The sequence below is a fragment of the Enterocloster sp. OA13 genome, from assembly GCF_022440595.1.
GTDB classification, from domain to species: Bacteria; Bacillota; Clostridia; order Lachnospirales; family Lachnospiraceae; genus Enterocloster; species Enterocloster hominis.
This window is the reverse complement of record NZ_JAKNTF010000001.1, coordinates 889196-906940: the sequence shown is the minus strand read 5'-3', so window position 1 is coordinate 906940 and position 17745 is coordinate 889196. Positions and strand designations below refer to the sequence as shown.

15 protein-coding genes are annotated in these 17745 nt (G+C 51.0%); 1 reads left to right on the top strand and 14 read right to left on the bottom strand.

The window, feature by feature from the left end; genetic code table 11:
* Nucleotides 1-131 precede the first annotated feature (131 nt).
* From MCJ35_RS03945 to MCJ35_RS03880, 14 genes are all read right to left on the bottom strand, one after another.
* Entirely contained in the window at nucleotides 132-995 is an 864-nt protein-coding gene (locus tag MCJ35_RS03945) for an AraC family transcriptional regulator (protein ID WP_025482865.1), read from the bottom strand.
* An 82-nt stretch (nucleotides 996-1077) separates the two neighbouring features.
* Entirely contained in the window at nucleotides 1078-2265 is a 1188-nt protein-coding gene (locus MCJ35_RS03940; protein ID WP_162158510.1) for a trans-sulfuration enzyme family protein, read from the bottom strand.
* 41 nt (nucleotides 2266-2306) lie between these two features.
* On the bottom strand, nucleotides 2307-3773 hold the full coding sequence (gene nhaC / locus MCJ35_RS03935; protein ID WP_025482869.1) for a Na+/H+ antiporter NhaC: 1467 nt from the start codon (nucleotides 3771-3773) through the stop codon (nucleotides 2307-2309).
* A gap of 25 nt (nucleotides 3774-3798) precedes the next feature.
* Entirely contained in the window at nucleotides 3799-4500 is a 702-nt protein-coding gene (locus MCJ35_RS03930; RefSeq protein WP_227796930.1) for an RraA family protein, read from the bottom strand.
* Nucleotides 4497-6167: a dihydroxy-acid dehydratase gene (gene ilvD / locus MCJ35_RS03925; protein ID WP_025482872.1), complete on the bottom strand. Its 1671-nt coding sequence runs from the start codon at nucleotides 6165-6167 to the stop codon at nucleotides 4497-4499. The genes MCJ35_RS03930 and ilvD overlap by 4 nt, the downstream gene beginning before the upstream one ends.
* A 9-nt stretch (nucleotides 6168-6176) precedes the next feature.
* Entirely contained in the window at nucleotides 6177-6935 is a 759-nt protein-coding gene (locus MCJ35_RS03920; RefSeq protein WP_025482873.1) for an SDR family NAD(P)-dependent oxidoreductase, read from the bottom strand.
* A complete protein-coding gene (locus tag MCJ35_RS03915) occupies nucleotides 6932-7798 on the bottom strand; it encodes an SMP-30/gluconolactonase/LRE family protein (RefSeq protein ID WP_025482874.1) in 867 nt (288 codons plus the stop codon). Before MCJ35_RS03915 ends, MCJ35_RS03920 begins: the two co-directional genes overlap by 4 nt.
* A 322-nt stretch (nucleotides 7799-8120) precedes the next feature.
* Nucleotides 8121-9269 carry an ABC transporter substrate-binding protein gene (locus MCJ35_RS03910; RefSeq protein ID WP_025482875.1) on the bottom strand — a complete coding sequence of 383 codons (1149 nt, stop codon included), beginning with the start codon at nucleotides 9267-9269 and terminating at the stop codon, nucleotides 8121-8123.
* A 52-nt stretch (nucleotides 9270-9321) separates the two neighbouring features.
* The gene (locus MCJ35_RS03905; RefSeq protein WP_008722232.1) at nucleotides 9322-10338 is read right to left on the bottom strand and encodes an ABC transporter permease; all 1017 of its coding nucleotides are present in this window, start codon (nucleotides 10336-10338) and stop codon (nucleotides 9322-9324) included.
* A 16-nt stretch (nucleotides 10339-10354) separates the two neighbouring features.
* Nucleotides 10355-11848: a sugar ABC transporter ATP-binding protein gene (locus tag MCJ35_RS03900; protein ID WP_008722231.1), complete on the bottom strand. Its 1494-nt coding sequence runs from the start codon at nucleotides 11846-11848 to the stop codon at nucleotides 10355-10357.
* 50 nt (nucleotides 11849-11898) lie between these two features.
* A complete protein-coding gene (locus MCJ35_RS03895) occupies nucleotides 11899-12348 on the bottom strand; it encodes an RbsD/FucU family protein (protein ID WP_008722230.1) in 450 nt (149 codons plus the stop codon).
* Nucleotides 12342-13046 carry a class II aldolase/adducin family protein gene (locus tag MCJ35_RS03890; RefSeq protein ID WP_008722229.1) on the bottom strand — a complete coding sequence of 235 codons (705 nt, stop codon included), beginning with the start codon at nucleotides 13044-13046 and terminating at the stop codon, nucleotides 12342-12344. The genes MCJ35_RS03895 and MCJ35_RS03890 overlap by 7 nt, the downstream gene beginning before the upstream one ends.
* Nucleotides 13047-13117: 71 nt before the next feature.
* Nucleotides 13118-14593 (bottom strand): rhamnulokinase, encoded by a 1476-nt coding sequence (locus MCJ35_RS03885; RefSeq protein ID WP_025482877.1) that lies wholly within the window; start codon nucleotides 14591-14593, stop codon nucleotides 13118-13120.
* A gap of 12 nt (nucleotides 14594-14605) precedes the next feature.
* Entirely contained in the window at nucleotides 14606-16399 is a 1794-nt protein-coding gene (locus tag MCJ35_RS03880) for an L-fucose isomerase (protein ID WP_025482878.1), read from the bottom strand.
* A gap of 231 nt (nucleotides 16400-16630) precedes the next feature.
* Between MCJ35_RS03880 and MCJ35_RS03875 the strand changes: the two genes are divergently transcribed.
* Nucleotides 16631-17482 carry an AraC family transcriptional regulator gene (locus tag MCJ35_RS03875; RefSeq protein ID WP_025482880.1) on the top strand — a complete coding sequence of 284 codons (852 nt, stop codon included), beginning with the start codon at nucleotides 16631-16633 and terminating at the stop codon, nucleotides 17480-17482.
* Nucleotides 17483-17745: the final 263 nt, after the last annotated feature.

The window sequence follows — 17745 nt, the reverse complement described above, 5'->3', positions numbered from 1 at the left end:
TGCCGGCCACATACCCCCACCAGATTCCCTGTAAAAAACGGTGAGGGCATGTCCGTCCATGCTCCCACCGTCTTTCTATCAGGCCATATCCATCCCGTCTTTAATTTTACACGGTCCCACGTGCCTAAATCCTACTTCCGCTTCCCATCCCCGGACCAAAGCTTCCTGTATCCTACCGGTGTCAAGTTGGTAAAGCTTTTAAAAATCCTGCAAAAGTATTGGGAATTGCCGAATCCTGTCAGGCTTGCTATATCCGTTATGCTCAGATTGAAATTCCACAGTAATTCCTTTGCCTTATTAACCCGCAATGTGTTGATGTACTGGGAACTGTTCATCCCAATCTCCTCCTGGAACCGCTTCCTTATATACCGGGAACTGATTCCGTAATCCACGCTGAGCCGTTCCATGTCTATTACTTCCGTGAAATTATCATTGATATACTGTACAATCTGCCCAAACCTGTCGTTCTTTCTTGGTACATACCGGTCCTCTTCCTTATACTTTTCCGACAGGGATACATACAGCGCGGCCAGCTGCAGATCCATCTGCAAAAGGCCCGCCCCATCCGGATGTGCGGCATTTTTGTGTCTGCAGATCATTTCTATATAATCGCAGATGGACTCGCAGTTGGAGCATTTCCTGTACTGCCGTCCTCCCCCCAGTTCATTCAAAAACCGGTTTTCATATTGCCTGGCCGGAACCTGTATCTTCATCTCCAGCTGTGTCAGACGGCAGCTCTGCTTCAGGTTCACCATGAAGGAATGGGGCGTATGGCGGTAAATGATGATGCATTCCCCTTTTTTCATGGGCACGAACTCATCCCCAATCCCCATAAGGCAGCAGCCCGCGGCCACATAATTAATTTCAATTTCCTCGTGTTCATGGCGCTCAAACTTATAGCTGGATGGGAAACGGAATACGCCCACCTTATAGATGTCCGTCCTATAATCCCTGTCCTGCATCAGCTCCATCAGTTCCGCCCGTTCCATACGCATCCTTCCATCTCCTTTCTGCCACCACAGGCAGGAGGCACGGCAACCTGCCCGCGCCTCCTGCCTCCAGGAACACATCCAAGATTTATTTCATGATTTTATCCAGCGCCTGTTTCAGGTCGCTTACCAGGTCCTCTGCCGGTTCCATCCCCAGATACAGGCGGATCAATCCGCCAGGGATGTGGGCCTCCTTCAGATACGCCTCATTATCGCCATGGTTCTGGGGCAGGATCAGGCTCTCAAATCCGCCCCAGCTGACCCCGATCTGGAATATCCCACATGCGTCCGCCACTGTCCTCACATCCTCAAAGGCATCTGTGTGAAGGTCTATGGACAGCAGGCTTGTATACCCTGTCAGGTACCTGTCTGCCAGTTCCTTCTGTTTTCCGGTAAAACAGAGGGGATGGTTCACAGTCTTGACCATGGGATGGTCCTTAAGCATTTCCACTACGGCCTGTGTGGTACGGGCCTGGTGTTCCAGACGCGCCTCCAGGGAACGCAGTCCCCTAATCAGCAGCCAGGCTTCGAAAGGACCGATGGCCGCGCCGCTAAACTGGTGCCCTATCTCAAATATCCGGTCCACGATCTCATGCCTTGATATGACAGCCCCGGCCATTACATCGCTGTGTCCGCCAATGTACTTTGTGCAGGAATGGATTACGATATCCACCCCATGGGTAAGCGGTTTCTGGTAAAACGGGGTTGACCATGTATTATCCGTCATGGTAAGGATGTCATGGCGCCGCGCAATATCCACTATCGTATCGATATCCAGCATGTACATCATCTGGGTGGATGGGCTTTCATAATAAATGATCTTTGTATTCGGTTTCACATACTGTTCTATTTCCCCGGCATCCTGGACAAACACATTCGTACATTCCACATGGAACTTTTCCAGGGTCTTCGAATAAATGGTCGCCGGTCCATATACATTGTTCACCAGCAGGATGTGGTCGCCTGCCTCCAAAAGGGTAAATAATGTGGCTGATATGGCCCCCATTCCGGAACCGAACACCTTTGCCTGTTCCCCGCATTCCAGTCTGGCCAGTTTCTTCTCCAGGATTTCCGTAGTGGGATTCACCCCGCGGCAGTACAGATGGTTCTCCCTTTCATGGTTGCTTGCTTCAATGAATGCGTCAAATGTATCGAATGTAAACAGCGTGGTCTGCACGATCGGCGGCGTGACCGCCCCATAGTAGTTGCTGTTATCCTCAAAATAGTGCTGGCATATGGCCGCATCCTTCCATTCATTTCCATTTACATGTTTCATGATCTGCTTCCTTTCTTCTCCTCTGAATAACATCCGTGGTCTTATGATTGTGCTGCCGCTTTCCTGTCATCTATCCCCGCCCTTTTTCCTGTCTTATAGGAAAATGCAAACTTCCCGATACTCTTATAGGTACATGCATAGAAGATTGACATCAGGGTACAGGACCAGTTAAATATAGAGAACGGCAGGTAATCAATGGTTGCAACCCCCAAAGTGGTAGCCATATAGATACCGGATATGGTCCACGGCATGATACCTTCCGTCACTGTCACGAAATCCTCCAGTACCCTTGACAGGTTCTGTTCCTTCAGATCCAGTTCCTCGAACTTCTTTCCGAATATGTCCGCTACCAGGAAATAGGAAATGTAGGAATTCTGCGCAATGGCTACAATGGCGGCAGCCGAAAAACCGGCCGCATTCACCACGGAGGTAATGCTCTTCAAGGGTTTCATGACATGCTTAAGGGCGATTTCCAGGCAGTTGGTCAGCTGGATGATCCCGCCAAAGGTAAAGGCTATAATGACATAGATGACGCCCTCGAACATGGAGGCAGCGCCGCCGCGGTTGAGCAGGGTAAGGATTTCCCCTGACAGCTCCTTTCCCGGAAATGCAGCCGCCGCAGAGAAACCGGATTTAGCTGCCGTGAATACAATGTCATGACCAAACCCCTGGATGGTCAGTCCCAGCACCATGGCCACTGCCGAGGACAGGATCAACACCGGAACAGTGGGCTTCTTAAGGATTGCGCCGCCGATGACAAGGACTGGCGGAAGTACAAGGAACGGGCTGAAACGGAAATTGGCAGACAGGTCCCTGAGCATGTTGGTATATATCTCTGAATCAATGGTACTGGATTTAAACTGGAGTCCCATGACTGTAAACGCAACGCAGGCTATGATCATGGCCGGTATGGTTGTGACAAACATCTGCTTAATATGGTCATAAAGGTTAGCCTTTGCAGCTAATGCGGACATGTTCGTGGTATCTGACAGAGGTGACATCTTATCCCCGAAGTATGCGCCTGAGATAACCGCTCCTGCAACCATGGGAAGAGGCACACCCAGCCCCACTCCCACTCCGATCAGGGCCACGCCGATGGTTCCCACAGTTCCCCACGATGTGCCTGTGGCAATGGAAATGAACACACTGACCCAGAATGCGGTCAAAAGGAGGAAGTTAGGGTTTACAATCTTAAGTCCATAGTAAATCATGGCCGGAATGACGCCTCCTGCCATCCAGGTCCCTACCAAAAGCCCGATGCTGAGCAGAATCAATATGGCGGGCATGGCTTCCGCTATCTTCTTTGATACCGCCCCCGTAATGTCATCCCAGGAATATCCCAGATAAAGTGCAAACAGGCCCGCTATGACGGCTGCCACGGTTAACATGATGATACCATCAACCTTCAGGACTGTAAATCCAATTATCAATGATGCAAGAATCAATACAACCACACATACTGCCTGTCCATTGGTGGCTGTGCGTATTTCCCTTTTTTTATTCTCCATTTTTTATCCCTCTCCATCCTGTTTTTTACATGATTCCGTACGTCTCAAAGGCTTCCTTGGCAGGCATCCCCTTCTTAATGGCTTCCCCCACGGTCTTCTCGCCCGTGGCTTTTTCATAGGATTGCCGGATTACCTCCCCTTCAATTTCCCTGGGAATGACCACCACCCCGTCCATGTCCCCGAATATGATATCCCCCGGGCGGATCCGTACCCCTTCTATCTCAATGGGCACCCTGTAGTCAATCACCTTGCCCCTGGGCGCCTGGTCCTGCGCATATCTTCCGTAGGAAAAACACGGAAAGCCTAATTCCTCAATTCCTTTTGTATCCCGGTGGAACCCATTTACCACAGCTCCCGCCGCACCCAGGATCTGCATGCGGGTACACATCAGTTCCCCCACCAATGCGTAATCCGGGGAAGCGCCCGTGCATATGTACACCTCATCCTCTTTTATATCATCCAAAGCTTCCAGCATCAACCCAAACGGCTTGTTCATCACCGGATTATGGGAATCCGATACGTCCTCAAAGGCATCTGCCTCCAGGACGGTCATGGCCCTGCCGGCCACCACCATGCCCTTATCCAGGGGCTGTATCCTCCACGGAAGGAATTGATGGTAATAATGCATCTTATCCAATATATCCCCTATGACGGCTGAATACAACACTTCCCTCATTTTCCCAAATAATTCCTTGTCATCCGACCACTGCATCTGCATCCTCCTCATTCCACCACAGCCCCCTGGGCTGCTGATCTGCTGATTTTCCTGTATGTTTCCAGGTATCCTGGTTCTATCTGTTTCTCCGGCACGCTCCACCGTGCCATCCGCTCACGCAGTTCCCCTTCGGGCACGTCCAGCGTCAGTTTCCTGTCCGGTATATCCACAATGATGCGGTCCCCGTCCTCAACAACGGCCAGCAGGCCGCCCTCAAACGCTTCCGGCGATATATGTCCCACAAAGCATCCGCGGTTGGAACCCGAGAAACGGCCATCGGTAATCAGGGCGCAGCTTCCTGAAAGCCCCATTCCCTCCAGGCATTTCATAGGACGGTACATTTCCGGCATACCCGGCCCGCCCTTCGGTCCCTCATATCTGAGCACTACCACGGACTGTTCCCTTACATCGCCGGACAGGATTCCGTCAATGGCCTCCTGCTCGCTTGCAAACACCCTGGCCCGGCCTTCAAAATGCATCATGTGGGAAGGGATTGCCGCCGGCTTCACCACACTTCCAAGGGGCGCCAGGTTTCCCGTCAGGATTGCCACCCCTCCATTGCTGTTAAACGGATGGGATGCTGTCCTGATTACTTCCCTTCTGCTGGCAGGCTGGGTCCCTGCAAGGATTTCCCCCACTGTTTTCCCGGATACCGTCAATGCCCCCTCATGCAGGAACTCCTGAAGCTCTTTTAACAACGCCGGGACGCCTCCCGCCTCATAAAAATCCACCATGTCATAAGGTGAGGCAGGGTATATGGACGCAACCTGAGGAACCTTCCTGCTGAATCCGTCAAATACGGTCAGGGGCAGGCTGCCCAGCCCGGCCTCCTTGTATATGGCCTGCAGATGCATGATGGCGTTGGTGGAACCGCCCATGCCCATAAGAGCTGTGATGCCGTTATAAAAAGCCTCCTTTGTGAGTATGTCCCTGGCACGGATTCCCCTGTGCACAAGTTCCATGACCGCGCGTCCTGACTCATAGGCCAGGGAAAGACGCCGGGACAGGACTGCCGGGACGGTGCCGCTGCCAGGCAGGGACATACCCATCACTTCCGCAAGGCATCCCATGGTGTTGGCCGTGCCCAGCATTGCGCAGGAACCGGCGCATGGCTCCGCGATATTTTCTATGTACTCAAATTCCTCCTGGGTGATTTCGCCCCGCTGTTTCCATCCAACCGCCTCGGTCACGATATTCCCATCATAATGCTTTTCCTTATAAACAGCCGGATACATCGGTCCCCCATTAAGGAACACGGACGGGATATTGATCCTGGCCGCAGCCATCAGCATACCCGGCACGATCTTATCACAGGAGCCAAGCAGGACCATGCCGTCAAACCGGTGGGCCCTCACCATGCACTCCACGGAGGAGGCTATCAGATCCCTGGAAGGCAGCACATAACGCATCCCGTCATGACCTTCCGCAATCCCGTCACAGGGTGCGATGGTGCCGAACACCATTGCAGTCCCACCTGCGGCCTCTATCCCCTTTTGTACCTGTCCGCACAGCTGGTTCAGGTTATAGTGGCCCGGCGTTGCATTGGTGTAGGAATTCACAACCGCTATCAGCGGTTTTTGCAAGGCCTCGTCCGTAAATCCCATGGATTTATAGAGCGCGCGCTTCAAAGCCCCCTGGTCCCCCTTTAATAATCTGTTGTAATAACGTTCATCTTCCATTCTTCAACCTCATGTGAAATCATTGGCCGCTACCACCGGTAACGTTGCCCCTCCGTCAATGGTAAGGGTGGTGCCTGTTATGTACGCCGCGTGTCCGGATGCCAGATATGCCACGGCCTCGGCTATCTCCCTTGTGGATGCAAACCGTCCAAAAGGCAGGCGTTTCGCCGCCTCCCACCGTATATCATCCGGCTCCCAGCCCACATCCGTATACCCTGGGGCTACCGCAGCCATCCGTATACCGTATCCGGCCAGCTCCATGGCGGCATTTTTCGTAAACTTTGACACCGCCGCCTTGGTAGGCCCATAGATGGTGGCCCTTGGCCAGCACCCATCCGTCTGATTGGAGGAGATATTGATGATCACTCCCTGAATCCCGCGGGCTATCATGTTTTTAGCCGCTTCCTGGGAGCTGAAGTACAGCCCTTTCCAGTCAATCGCCGTCATCCTGTCAAAATCCTTTTCCTCTGCATCCAGGAAATACACCTCGCTGCTGATTCCCGCGTTGTTCACCACCAGGTCAACTCCTCCAAAGGTTTCATCTGCCTGGCCGTGCATCGCCTTTATGTCCGTAACCTTTGACATATCCGCATAAATAGCCAGCGTCCTGGCCCCAAAGGACTCCGCCTCGCGGCAGACTTCCTTTGCCGCCTGCGGGTCCGTATGGTAATTCACCGCTATGTCATAACCTTTTTCAGCCAGGGTAATGGCAATCTGTTTTCCTATCCCCTTTGCCGCCCCCGTTATTAAAGCTGCCGGTCGTCTCATTTTTCTTCCTCTTCTTTCCAACAAAATTCATAGGGGTATGTTCCCGCCACCCCAGCATCCGCCACATAGACATTGCCGCCGGCCTGTCCTTCCCTGGCAGTCGTGATGTACAGTTCATCCAGATGTCCACCGCCAAAGGTACAGCTGGATACATCAGCATCCGGCAGCGCCACCTCCATGAGCTTCATGCCGGACGCCGGATTGACACAGATGACCTTGTATCCTCCCCACATGGCAATCCACAGGTTTCCGTCCCGGTCTATGGCCATTCCGTCCGGAACACCTTTCTCACCGGATAAATCCACGGACTTCTTGGGATTCCGTATCGTATGCCAGTCCTGATGGCAGCTATAAGAATAAACAGCCTGCTCCTCCGTCCTTACATGGTAAAATATTCCCTTTTCCAAATCCCAGGCCATTCCGTTCGGGATTGCCAGGGACGGCTCCACACAGCAGGTCCGGCCGTCCGGCCCAATCCGGTACAGCCCGCCGTCCGGCCTGTCCTTCTGCCCGCTGACTGCCATCGTCCCTATCCACAGCTGTCCTCCCGGTCCGCATTTGCCATCGTTGAACCGGATACCATCTGCCATGGGAAAGCGGCATAGGGTTTCTGCCCTGCCGTCCTCCGGATGAAACACCTTCAGGCAATCGTCAACCGCAGCAATCATTTCATCACGGTCCCTGCCAGGTATAATACATCCAACATAAGTCCCCAGCTTCCAATGCTGGATTTTTTCAGTTTTCGGAATATATTCAAAGACAGTGCCGTTTAATATGTCCGTAAAAAATAAACTATTCCGTTTTTTACACCACATAGGTCCTTCGACTAATTCCCCAATGGAACCAGCACATTTTCTCACCATCAACTGTATATCATCCCCCTCTCAGCATAAAATCTTACAAAGCTTTGATAGTTCCGATTATAATCCATTTTCCCTGCGATTGCTTCTCCTATGAGGAACTGGAATACGATTCTTTTATCCTTTTCGGAACAAACAATAAAACTGTTCTGTCCAAATGCCGGTATGGGATTTCGGAAAATCCATAGCTATCTCAATTTAAATAGAAAAAATCCCTGATTTCTTCGCTAATCAAAGAAATCAGGGATTTTCCACATTATTAATGTCCATCCATGCAGGACTATTATCTGAAAACCTCAAAAAATCAGGATACCTCTATAAAATATTACTTATAGAGACACGGAGCCACTTCCGCTGAATCCATATTGGTGCTGTCATACCACAGCGCGCCGGTGTCCACATCCTCTACCGGTTCTCCTTTGGCTGCCTTGGCGGCCAGGGTAACCGCCTGATATCCAATCTGTACCGGATTCTGCGTGATGGAACCTGCTAAGACACCGCTCTTGATGGCATCAAGCTGGATGGCACCAGAGTCGAATCCAACGCCGATTACTTTATCCGCCCCCAGTACCTGAAGACTCTCATTGGCCGTCACCAGGTTCTTGGCTGTAAATTCGTTGGACGCATAAATGGCAATCAGGTCATTTTTATTCAACAGGGTATTGGCCACGGTCACGCAAGCCGCATCATCCACGGTTGCCGGAATGCCTACATCGATAATCACCTTTGCTCCGTCAACTGCCTTGTTATACTTATCATGGCCCACTACCGTGCATTTATCCTCACCGATTAAGGTACACATCCTGTCTATGAAACCTCCGGTCCGTTCCCCAATGGACTGGGATGTGGCATCCTGGGAGACAACGCCGATCCTGACCGCTTCTGCCGGATCCGTGACCTTGTCCTTAATCATTTCATATAGTTTCTCCGCAGCCAGACCGCCTGCCGCATAGTTGTCCGTGGCTGCATTGGCTACAATGGCGCCTGCAGGGGCATCCGGCACACCGGAGTCAAACCCTACAATCGGAATATTTGCTGCCTGGGCATTGGAGATAGCATCCAGGGCCGCCTGTGTGTCCAAAGCAGCCAGGCAGATGGCGCTGGGCGCTTTGTTGACTGCATTGTTCAGCTGCTCAATCTGCTCAGCGACCGCACTCTCGCTGGCCGGACCCACAAAATTGGTAGACTTAAGCCCCAAATCCTTTGCAGCCTGTTCTGATCCCATCTTTACCGCTTTCCAGAAATCATGCTGGAAGCCTTTTGCCACAATCTCAACCGTGACATCGCTGTAATCCACAGTCCCATCCGGCTTGGCTGCCTCCGTATCCCCTGCTGTCGTGTCCTTTACCTCTGTCTCCGGAGCGGCCGTTGCCGCGGCCGTCGTGGCGGGCGCGCTGGCTCCGCTGGAGCAGCCCATTACCATCGTGGACACCATTGCTGCGCAGATGACTGTACTTAATAATTTTTTCTTCATGAATAATCCTCCCTTATTTTATCCCGCTTTGCGGGTTATTAGCAATTGCGTACTAATCCTTCCCCTGTTTCCTTCTATTTAAAACATCTACAAATACTGCTATGATCAATACAAATCCCGTAATCAGCAGCTGATAATGTGGCTGTACCCCCACAAAGGGAAGGCCTGTCTTCAAAACGGACATAATAAAAACACCAATTAAAGTACCCGATATGGAACCCACGCCGCCTGCCAGGGATGTTCCGCCGATTACGACTCCGGCGATTGCATCCAGTTCAAATCCATTTCCGGTTCCAGGCATGAGTGTGGAGTATACTGCCGCATAAGACACGCCCGCCAGCCCGGCAAACAGACCGCTTATGACATAAGCCAAGGTCTCCCACTTTACCACATTCACACCGGAAAGCCGGGTCGCCTCCTTATTACTCCCAAGGGACAGTATATAGCGTCCCGGACGCGCCTTGTTGAGAAGGATGGCCATCAGGATTGCGAGTACAATCAGCAGTATGAATCCCGTGGGGATACCGGCCTGCGGAAGCCCTGCACCCTTTAACTTGAAAATGCCTCTGAATGAGCCGCCTGGGGCGGAAGCCTGTGGAAATGTCACGGTCGCCGTGTTTGTCACAATTGAGCCCAGGCCCCTGGTAATCATCATGGTTCCCAGTGTGGCAATAAAGGCCGGAAGCCTCATGACAGATACCATAAGTCCATTGGCAAGCCCGAACAGGCCTCCCATCAGTATGGCCAGGATAACGCACAGCGGCATAGGCAGTCCCAGTTTTGTATACAACGTCCCTGAAATCAGGGAACAGCAGATACAGACCGTGCCGATGGATAAGTCGATTCCTCCGGTGATGATCACAAATGTCACGCCTATCGCCATAAAGCCAATATAATATGACGAATCAAAAATGCTGACCAGTGTGCTGTACTTTGCAAAATTGTCCCCAAAAATCCAGAAGAACATGAATAATACAATCAATGCGATCACTGCCACCAATTTCTGAGTGCCGATGGCCTTGAACAATCCATCCGGCTCCTTTTTTACCTGATTCTTATTATCCGACATGTCTTTAACCTCCCCTTTACTCCCTCAGTGTAGCGGCATGCATGATTTTTTCCTGGGTAGCTTCTTCTATGCTGATTTCTCCTGTTTTACGGCCCTCACACATAATCAGGATCCGGTCGCTCATCCGCAGCACTTCCGTCAGTTCAGAGGATATCATGATGATGGACTTCCCCTGTTTTACAAGATTATTCATCAATGTATAAATCTCGCTTTTTGCCCCGACGTCAATCCCTCTCGTGGGCTCGTCAAATATCAGGATGTCGCAGTTCCTGGTAAGCCATTTGGCAATGACCACCTTCTGCTGGTTTCCACCCGACAGGTTGCGCACCTGCTGTTCCACGGACGGCGTCTTGGTCCTCAGCGCCTCCACAAATTGTTCCGCTGTTTCTTTTTCCGCTTTCTTGTCAATAAACATGCCTTTGCAGAATGCTTTCAGGGAAGCCATTGTCGTGTTCTCAGCCACTGTTTTCTCGATTATCACGCCATAGCGCTTGCGGTCCTCCGACAGATATCCGATCCCAGCGTCAACCGCGTCCTGTGGGTTCCTGATATCCACCCGTTTTCCATTCACATAAATATCGCCGCTGTCCCTCCTGTCAGCACCAAAGATAGCCCTGGCCGTCTCCGTCCTTCCTGCTCCCATGAGTCCTGAAAAACCCAGGATTTCTCCTTTGCGGAGTTCAAAGCTTACGTCTTTTACTGTTTTTCCAACATTCAGGTGTTCAACCTTCAGCACCACCGGGGCATCCGGCCTTACATTGCTGAAGCTCTTAGGCTCCTCATACACCGTGCGCCCTACCATCATCTGGATGATGTCGTCTTTCGTGGAATCCCTGGTTATGAGCGTACCCACATATTCCCCGTCCCTCATGACCGTTACCCTGTCAGTAATCTGGTTGATCTCATCCATGCGGTGGGAAATGTATACAATCCCGATATCCTTGGCCCTCAGGTCACGGATGATTTTGAACAGCTCGCTGATTTCGGAATCGGTCAGCGCGGCAGTCGGTTCATCAAATACGATTACCTTTGCATCAGTAGAGATTGCCTTGGCTATCTCACACATCTGCTGGCGCCCCACCGTCAGCCTCCCCATTGTTTCCCTTGGATCAATCTTGATATTCAGTAATCCGAACAGCTTTTCTGCCTCTTCCGCCATCCTGCGGTCATCAATCAGCTTTCCGTTCATTTTTTCTTTGCCGATAAAGATATTCTGGGCCACCGTTAAGTGGTTCATCATGTTCAATTCCTGATGCACGATCACAATACCGGCGTCCTGCGCTTCCCTGGGACTTTTAAACTCCACCTGGCGCCCCTCATACACAATGGTACCGCTGTCCTTGCTGTAGATTCCTGTCAATATCTTCATGAGGGTGGATTTTCCGGCGCCATTCTCACCCATCAGTGCATGGACCTCGCCCTTTTTAAGTTCCAGACAGGCATTTTTTAACGCGTGTACCCCGACAAAGGACTTATCAATGTCTTTCATGGTCAGAATTACTTCTCCCACATCATCACCTTCCGTTTCTTTACTAATTGAACAGTTTTGGCGGAACCCATTTACAGGCCCTGGTCGGTAACTACCCCTTTTTGCAGCATGATGTTGGCATAAAGCGCCTGCTCGCTGGTGGCGATAATCGCATAAGCTTTCTTTGCCTCCTCATAAAACCTGAACCGTTCCATATGGCCCACGGCACTTCTGCCCCTGCTGTCACACGCTTGCACCAATGTCACGTATTGATCCCAGATTGGTGTTTCAACCGTATCCCCGTCCATCACCGACATCAGGCAGACAGGCTGTCCTACGTAGGTGTCCAGGGGGAAAAGCAAAAGGATTGCTTCCAGTATCTCCGGCACGCCATGTCCTTCCATATGTATGACATGGGCATCCCTGCCCATGGACTCTGCCGGGAAATTCCCATCGGCAATCACCAGCCGGTCGCCGTGGCCCATTTCACATAATATCTTTAGCAGTTCAGGAGATAGTATATGGGGTATTCCTCTCAGCATCTGTCTTCCCCCTGTTTACTGTATTTTTTATAACCGGGGTGCCTGCCGGTTACCCCATATCCTTTCCTCATTGAGATAAGGCGGTCAATATTTTCCCTGGATATCTCCTGTGCACCTCCCAGCATTCTGGCGTTAAGGCTGATTTTTGCAAAGAGTTCCAGTGTCTCCATGCGGTAATAAGCGGTAATCACATCAGCCCCCACGGTCAAAGCCCCATGATTCTGGAGCAGCATTGCGTCATGTTCCCCCAGATAGGGCGCTATGTTATCCGGTACTTCGTAAGTGGAAGGGGTTCCGTAAGGCGTTACCGGAATCGAACCCAGGGCAATTACCGTCTCAATCATGGAATACTCGTCCAACGCTACATTGGCTACCGCGTATCCGGTGGCCACAGGCGGGTGGGCGTGAAGCACGGAATTAACATCCTCACGCTCTTTATAGCAGCGGAGATGCATCTTAATCTCTGAAGAGGGCCTGTATCCGGGAAGGCCTTCCAACACCTCACCTTTCCCATCAATACGGACCAGCTTTTCCGGTGTAATGAAACTTTTGCTCATTCCGGTGGGAGTGGCAAGAAAGGTTCCGTCATCCAGCCTGGCGGACACGTTGCCGTCATTGGCTGCCACCCAGCCAAGCTGCCACATCTTATGGCACACATCGCAGATCTGTTCCCTTAGTTCCATATAGCTTAATTCCATAATACCTCCTTCTTTGCCGGGTTACCCCGGCCTTTGGTCATTCATATGCTGCCATCCCACCGCAATAAACCTCAGTCTGCGGCAAGCATTTCTTTATATTGTCCGTATACCTGCTCCCACTGATCCGTATCCTTCGGCTCATAGATACTTACCTTGGCGGAAGCCCCTACCACACTTCTCACCTGATCCAGATCCCTAAGTTCCCCTGTGGCAAGCAGCTGCATGGCTGCGTTGCCCAGTACGGTAGCCTCCACCGGTCCGGCAATCACCGGGCAATGACACGCATTGGCCGTCATCTGGCAGAGAAGCCCGCTCTGTGTCCCGCCACCCACCATATGAATGGCCGGGTACTCCTTTCCGGTACACATCTTAATTTCATCCAATGTCATGCGGTACTTAAACGCCAGGCTCTCATCGATGCATCTCACAAGCTCCGCCTCATTCTCCGGCACCCTCTGTCCGCTTTCACGGCAGTATCCCCGGATTCTCTCAGGTATGTTTCCAGCCGGGACAAACTCTGGCGCATCAGGATCAATCAGCGCTTTGAATGGCTTTGCATCTGCGGCCATTTGTTCCAGATGCCCGAAACTGTACTCCTTTCCCTCACGAATCCACTGTCTCCTGCTTTCCTGGACCAGCCACAGCCCGATAATATTCTTGAGGAAGGAAATCCTTCCCTGGCACCCGCCTTCGTTTGTGATATTCAGCCGTTCTGACAACCCGTTGATAACAGGTCCGTCCAGTTCCGTGCCAAACAGCGACCATGTCCCGCAGCTGATGAAGATGAAATCCTTATCCCTGGCAGGAACAGCCGCAAGCGCACTCTGCGTATCGTGTCCTGCCACGGCAATGACTTTTGCAGGCTCAATCCCCAGCTCCTGGCAGATCCCGGTTTTCATGGGACCAAGTCCTGTTCCGCATGGAACGATGCCGCACAGGATCCGTTCCGGGATGCCGAGGCTTTCCAACACTTCCTTTGACCACATCTTAGTACGGGCATTAAGCATCTGCGTGGTGGACGCGATGGAGTACTCGCTGACCTGCGCCCCACATAGGTAATAATTAAATAAGTCCGGCATCAACAGAAGCCTGGAAGTTCCCTCCAGAAGCCCGGGCCGCTGTTCCAGCAGGGCCAAGAGTTGGAATACCGTGTTAATCTCCATGAACTGGTTGCCCGTAATCTGATAAAAGCGGTCCTTATCCATTTTCCCAAAACTCTTTTCAAGCATCCCTGCGGTCCGGGCGTCCCGGTAATGTACCGGGTTTTCTAAAAGATTTCCCGCCTTGTCGATCAGGCCGAAATCCACACCCCAGGTATCCACACCGATGCTGTCAAGCTTTCCATACTTCCTGGCTTTCACCAGTCCCTGCTTCACCTCATGAAACAGCCGCAGGAAATCCCAGTACATGGTTCCGTTTAATATGACCGGATCATTGGGGAAACGATGGATTTCCTGTATGGATATCCGGTTCCCATCAAAGCTTCCCAGCATTACCCTTCCACTGGAAGCGCCGAAATCCACTGCCAGCACATTTTTATGGTTCATAGACACACCGCCTTACTTATATAAAGGCCCATAAGCCGCACAGGCCCGGAAATCCTGTCCCTCTTTGTCCATTCCAAACGCGTTCCAGGCTGCGGGGCGGAATATTTTTTCCTCAGGCACATTGTGCATGCTGACAGGAATCCTTAAGATGGAGCAGAGTGTAATGAGATCCGCCCCAATATGTCCGTAGCTGATTGCACCGTGGTTGGCTCCCCAGTGATTCATCACGTCATACGCGGAGGCAAATGCTCCCCGGCCTGTCACCCTGGGCGCAAACCAGGTGCACGGCCATGTGTAGTCCGTCCTCTTCCATAGGATATCCGTTACGTCCTCCGGCAGTTTCACGGTCCAGCCTTCTGCAATCTGCAGCATAGGTCCCAGTCCCTTTACCAGGTTTAAGCGGATCATGGTACATGGCATCTGGGCTTTAGTAACATATCTGGAAGAATAGCCTCCGCCTCTGAAATACCCAAAATCAGCCTCATTCCATGTGGTTGCTTCCAGCATTGCCTTCTGGTCCTCCGCCGTCACCTCATACCATGGCTTCATGACCGGCTGTCCGTCTTCATCCAGGGCCCTCCCCGTGGCATCCAGACAGGCCGCTCCTGAGTTGATCAGATGCAGGAAACCGCCTGCTTCCTTTGCGACTCCTTCCAGATCATATCCCGCCGCCTTCTTAACAGCCTCCGGACTCCAGTACGTACGCACATCTGCAAAAATCTGTGCCCTGTTGGTGAGCAGCTTCATGAACAGCATTCCCAGCCCATTTAATGTGTCGTTCTCAGTAGCCAGTATGTACGGCTCCCTTGCGCCGTTCCAGTCAAAGGAGGAATTCAGCATGGACTCCGCGAAGTCACCATTGGGATAAAAATCCGTCCACTGCCTCTGTCCCTGGAAGCCTGCGGCGATGGCATTGTGTCCGATCCGCTCTTCCTCCCGCCCCTCCGGCAGATTGGGATTCCCATTCATCAAATCCTTGATGATACACATCATCTTAACTACGAATTCCCAATCCTTATCCTTCTGTTCCCGGCTTTTCTGGACCTCGGGAGGGTTCTTGTCAAAGCCTTCCTTACAGTTTGCCTTTGTCCATGCAAGGGCCTTTTCAAACTCTTCTTTATCGTATATTTCCTCACTCATACGGCGGATCAGTTCCACTTCGTCTACGGATTCCACCCGCATCCCGAGATATTCCTCAATAAATGCCGGGTCTATGATGGAACCTCCAATTCCCATGCAGATAGAACCTATCTGGAGATATGACTTCCCCCTCATGGTAGCGGCAGCCACTGCGGCGCGTCCGAAACGGAGAAGTTTTTCCTTTACATCCTCAGGTATGCTTGTATCATCCGCATCCTGGACATCATGTCCATAGATACCAAAAGCCGGAAGCCCCTTCTGCGCATGGGTAGCCAGTACAGAGGCGAGATATACTGCGCCGGGCCGCTCCGTTCCGTTAAATCCCCACACGCCCTTGATTGTATGCGGGTCCATGTCCATGGTCTCTGCACCATAACACCAGCATGGGGTCACAGTCAGGGTAATATCCACTCCGGCCCTGCGGAATTTATCCGCACAGGCAGCGCTTTCCCCCACCCGCCCAATGGTGGAATCCGCAATCACTACGTTTACCGGTTCCCCATTGCTGTAACACAGGTTTTCCCTAAACAGGGCCGCCGCGCTTTTGGCCATATTCATGGTCTGTCCTTCCATGGATTCCCTTACTTTCATATATCCCTGTCTTCCGTCTATTGTGGGTCTGATGCCGATGACCGGATAAGCCCCGATCAATCTGTTTGCTGCCATAGTGTGTCCTCCTTCTTATTTTTGGATTATGTTCTTTTTAATTTATCCGTGCTCTTATTATATTTTTTGTGTTCCTTTTACATAATTGTATTATACTATTGATATACAGCTATTTGCTGTGATATAATGGCAAAAAATATGACGATATTCATTTTATTGGTCATTTTACCCACCTATCCGTTGTAACTCTCTGTTTTTATGGTCATTTTTCCATCTTAAGGAGGGGATAATATGCATTATTTGGACTATAATGAAAAAAAGCAGCACGGGACCCCGGACTTTCCTATTGAATATTACCATGTGGACGTGCACCATCCCCGTTATAACATGCCCTTCCACTGTCACAAAGAATTGGAAATCATCCGGATTTTGGAGGGAATCCTCTATTTAAAATTAGACGATGAGGAGCTTGAAGCCAAAGCCGGGGATATCATTTTTATTAATGAGGGGGTTATTCATGGCGGTTTGCCCCAGAATTGCATTTATGAATGTATTGTGTTTGATATCCAGCGTCTTCTCATGCACACAGATACCTGCCGGTTTTATATCCGCCTCATTACAAAGCATCAGATTATTGTCCAGAATCATTTTACAAAAAGCAACCGTTCCCTGCACCGGATCATCGGCCATCTTTTCGTATCCATGCAGCACAGCGAGCCTGGAAGCGAGCTGATAACCATGGGCACTTTATTTGAAATCTTTGGAATCATTTACCAGAAAAAGCTTTATCAGGATAAGGCTGATGATACAAAATCTTCCAGGAAGATGATGCAGCTTAAACCTGTGCTGGAATACATAGACAGTAATTACGGGAAGGCCATGACACTGAACGAATTGTCCAGGATTGCCGGGATGTCTCCCAAATATTTCTGTAGTTATTTCCATTCCATCATCCACAGAACCCCCATTGATTATTTGAACTACTATCGTATTGAGCGCGCCTGCAGCGAATTAAGTACCTCTGATTTAACCTTGACAGAGGTTGCCTATCGATGTGGTTTTAGCGATGTAAGCTATTTTATCAAAACATTTAAACGGTATAAGGGAATCACACCACACCGGTATTGCCTGAATATTGGATAGTACCTGTGCCATGCCTATAAAAGAACAGCTTACTCCCATACCGGCGCCGATTTTGACGGCAAAATCATACATGGGATAAAAACCGGTCATTCCCTTCAGTTTCTGCCCGTCCATATCCTTAAATGTATTTTTAGCAGTGATGACGGGTAAATGCGCACACAAAAAACAAGGCGGTTTCCCATCCCAAAACTGCCTCCTCCAGACAGTGCATCCTGATGCGCGGAGCGCACTGTCCCAAGGGATAACGGTTTTATGGATAGAAA

Bases quoted from the DNA above. Each gene is read 5' to 3' on its own strand.
- MCJ35_RS03945 (WP_025482865.1), bottom strand. From the start codon at position 995: ATGCGTATGGAACGGGCGGAACTGATGGAGCTGATGCAGGACAGGGAT.
- MCJ35_RS03940 (WP_162158510.1), bottom strand. From the start codon at position 2,265: ATGAAACATGTAAATGGAAATGAATGGAAGGATGCGGCCATATGCCAG.
- nhaC (WP_025482869.1), bottom strand. From the start codon at position 3,773: ATGGAGAATAAAAAAAGGGAAATACGCACAGCCACCAATGGACAGGCA.
- MCJ35_RS03930 (WP_227796930.1), bottom strand. From the start codon at position 4,500: ATGAGGAGGATGCAGATGCAGTGGTCGGATGACAAGGAATTATTTGGG.
- ilvD (WP_025482872.1), bottom strand. From the start codon at position 6,167: ATGGAAGATGAACGTTATTACAACAGATTATTAAAGGGGGACCAGGGG.
- MCJ35_RS03920 (WP_025482873.1), bottom strand. From the start codon at position 6,935: ATGAGACGACCGGCAGCTTTAATAACGGGGGCGGCAAAGGGGATAGGA.
- MCJ35_RS03915 (WP_025482874.1), bottom strand. From the start codon at position 7,798: ATGGTGAGAAAATGTGCTGGTTCCATTGGGGAATTAGTCGAAGGACCT.
- MCJ35_RS03910 (WP_025482875.1), bottom strand. From the start codon at position 9,269: ATGAAGAAAAAATTATTAAGTACAGTCATCTGCGCAGCAATGGTGTCC.
- MCJ35_RS03905 (WP_008722232.1), bottom strand. From the start codon at position 10,338: ATGTCGGATAATAAGAATCAGGTAAAAAAGGAGCCGGATGGATTGTTC.
- MCJ35_RS03895 (WP_008722230.1), bottom strand. From the start codon at position 12,348: ATGCTGAGAGGAATACCCCATATACTATCTCCTGAACTGCTAAAGATA.
- MCJ35_RS03890 (WP_008722229.1), bottom strand. From the start codon at position 13,046: ATGGAATTAAGCTATATGGAACTAAGGGAACAGATCTGCGATGTGTGC.
- MCJ35_RS03885 (WP_025482877.1), bottom strand. From the start codon at position 14,593: ATGAACCATAAAAATGTGCTGGCAGTGGATTTCGGCGCTTCCAGTGGA.
- MCJ35_RS03880 (WP_025482878.1), bottom strand. From the start codon at position 16,399: ATGGCAGCAAACAGATTGATCGGGGCTTATCCGGTCATCGGCATCAGA.
- MCJ35_RS03875 (WP_025482880.1), top strand. From the start codon at position 16,631: ATGCATTATTTGGACTATAATGAAAAAAAGCAGCACGGGACCCCGGAC.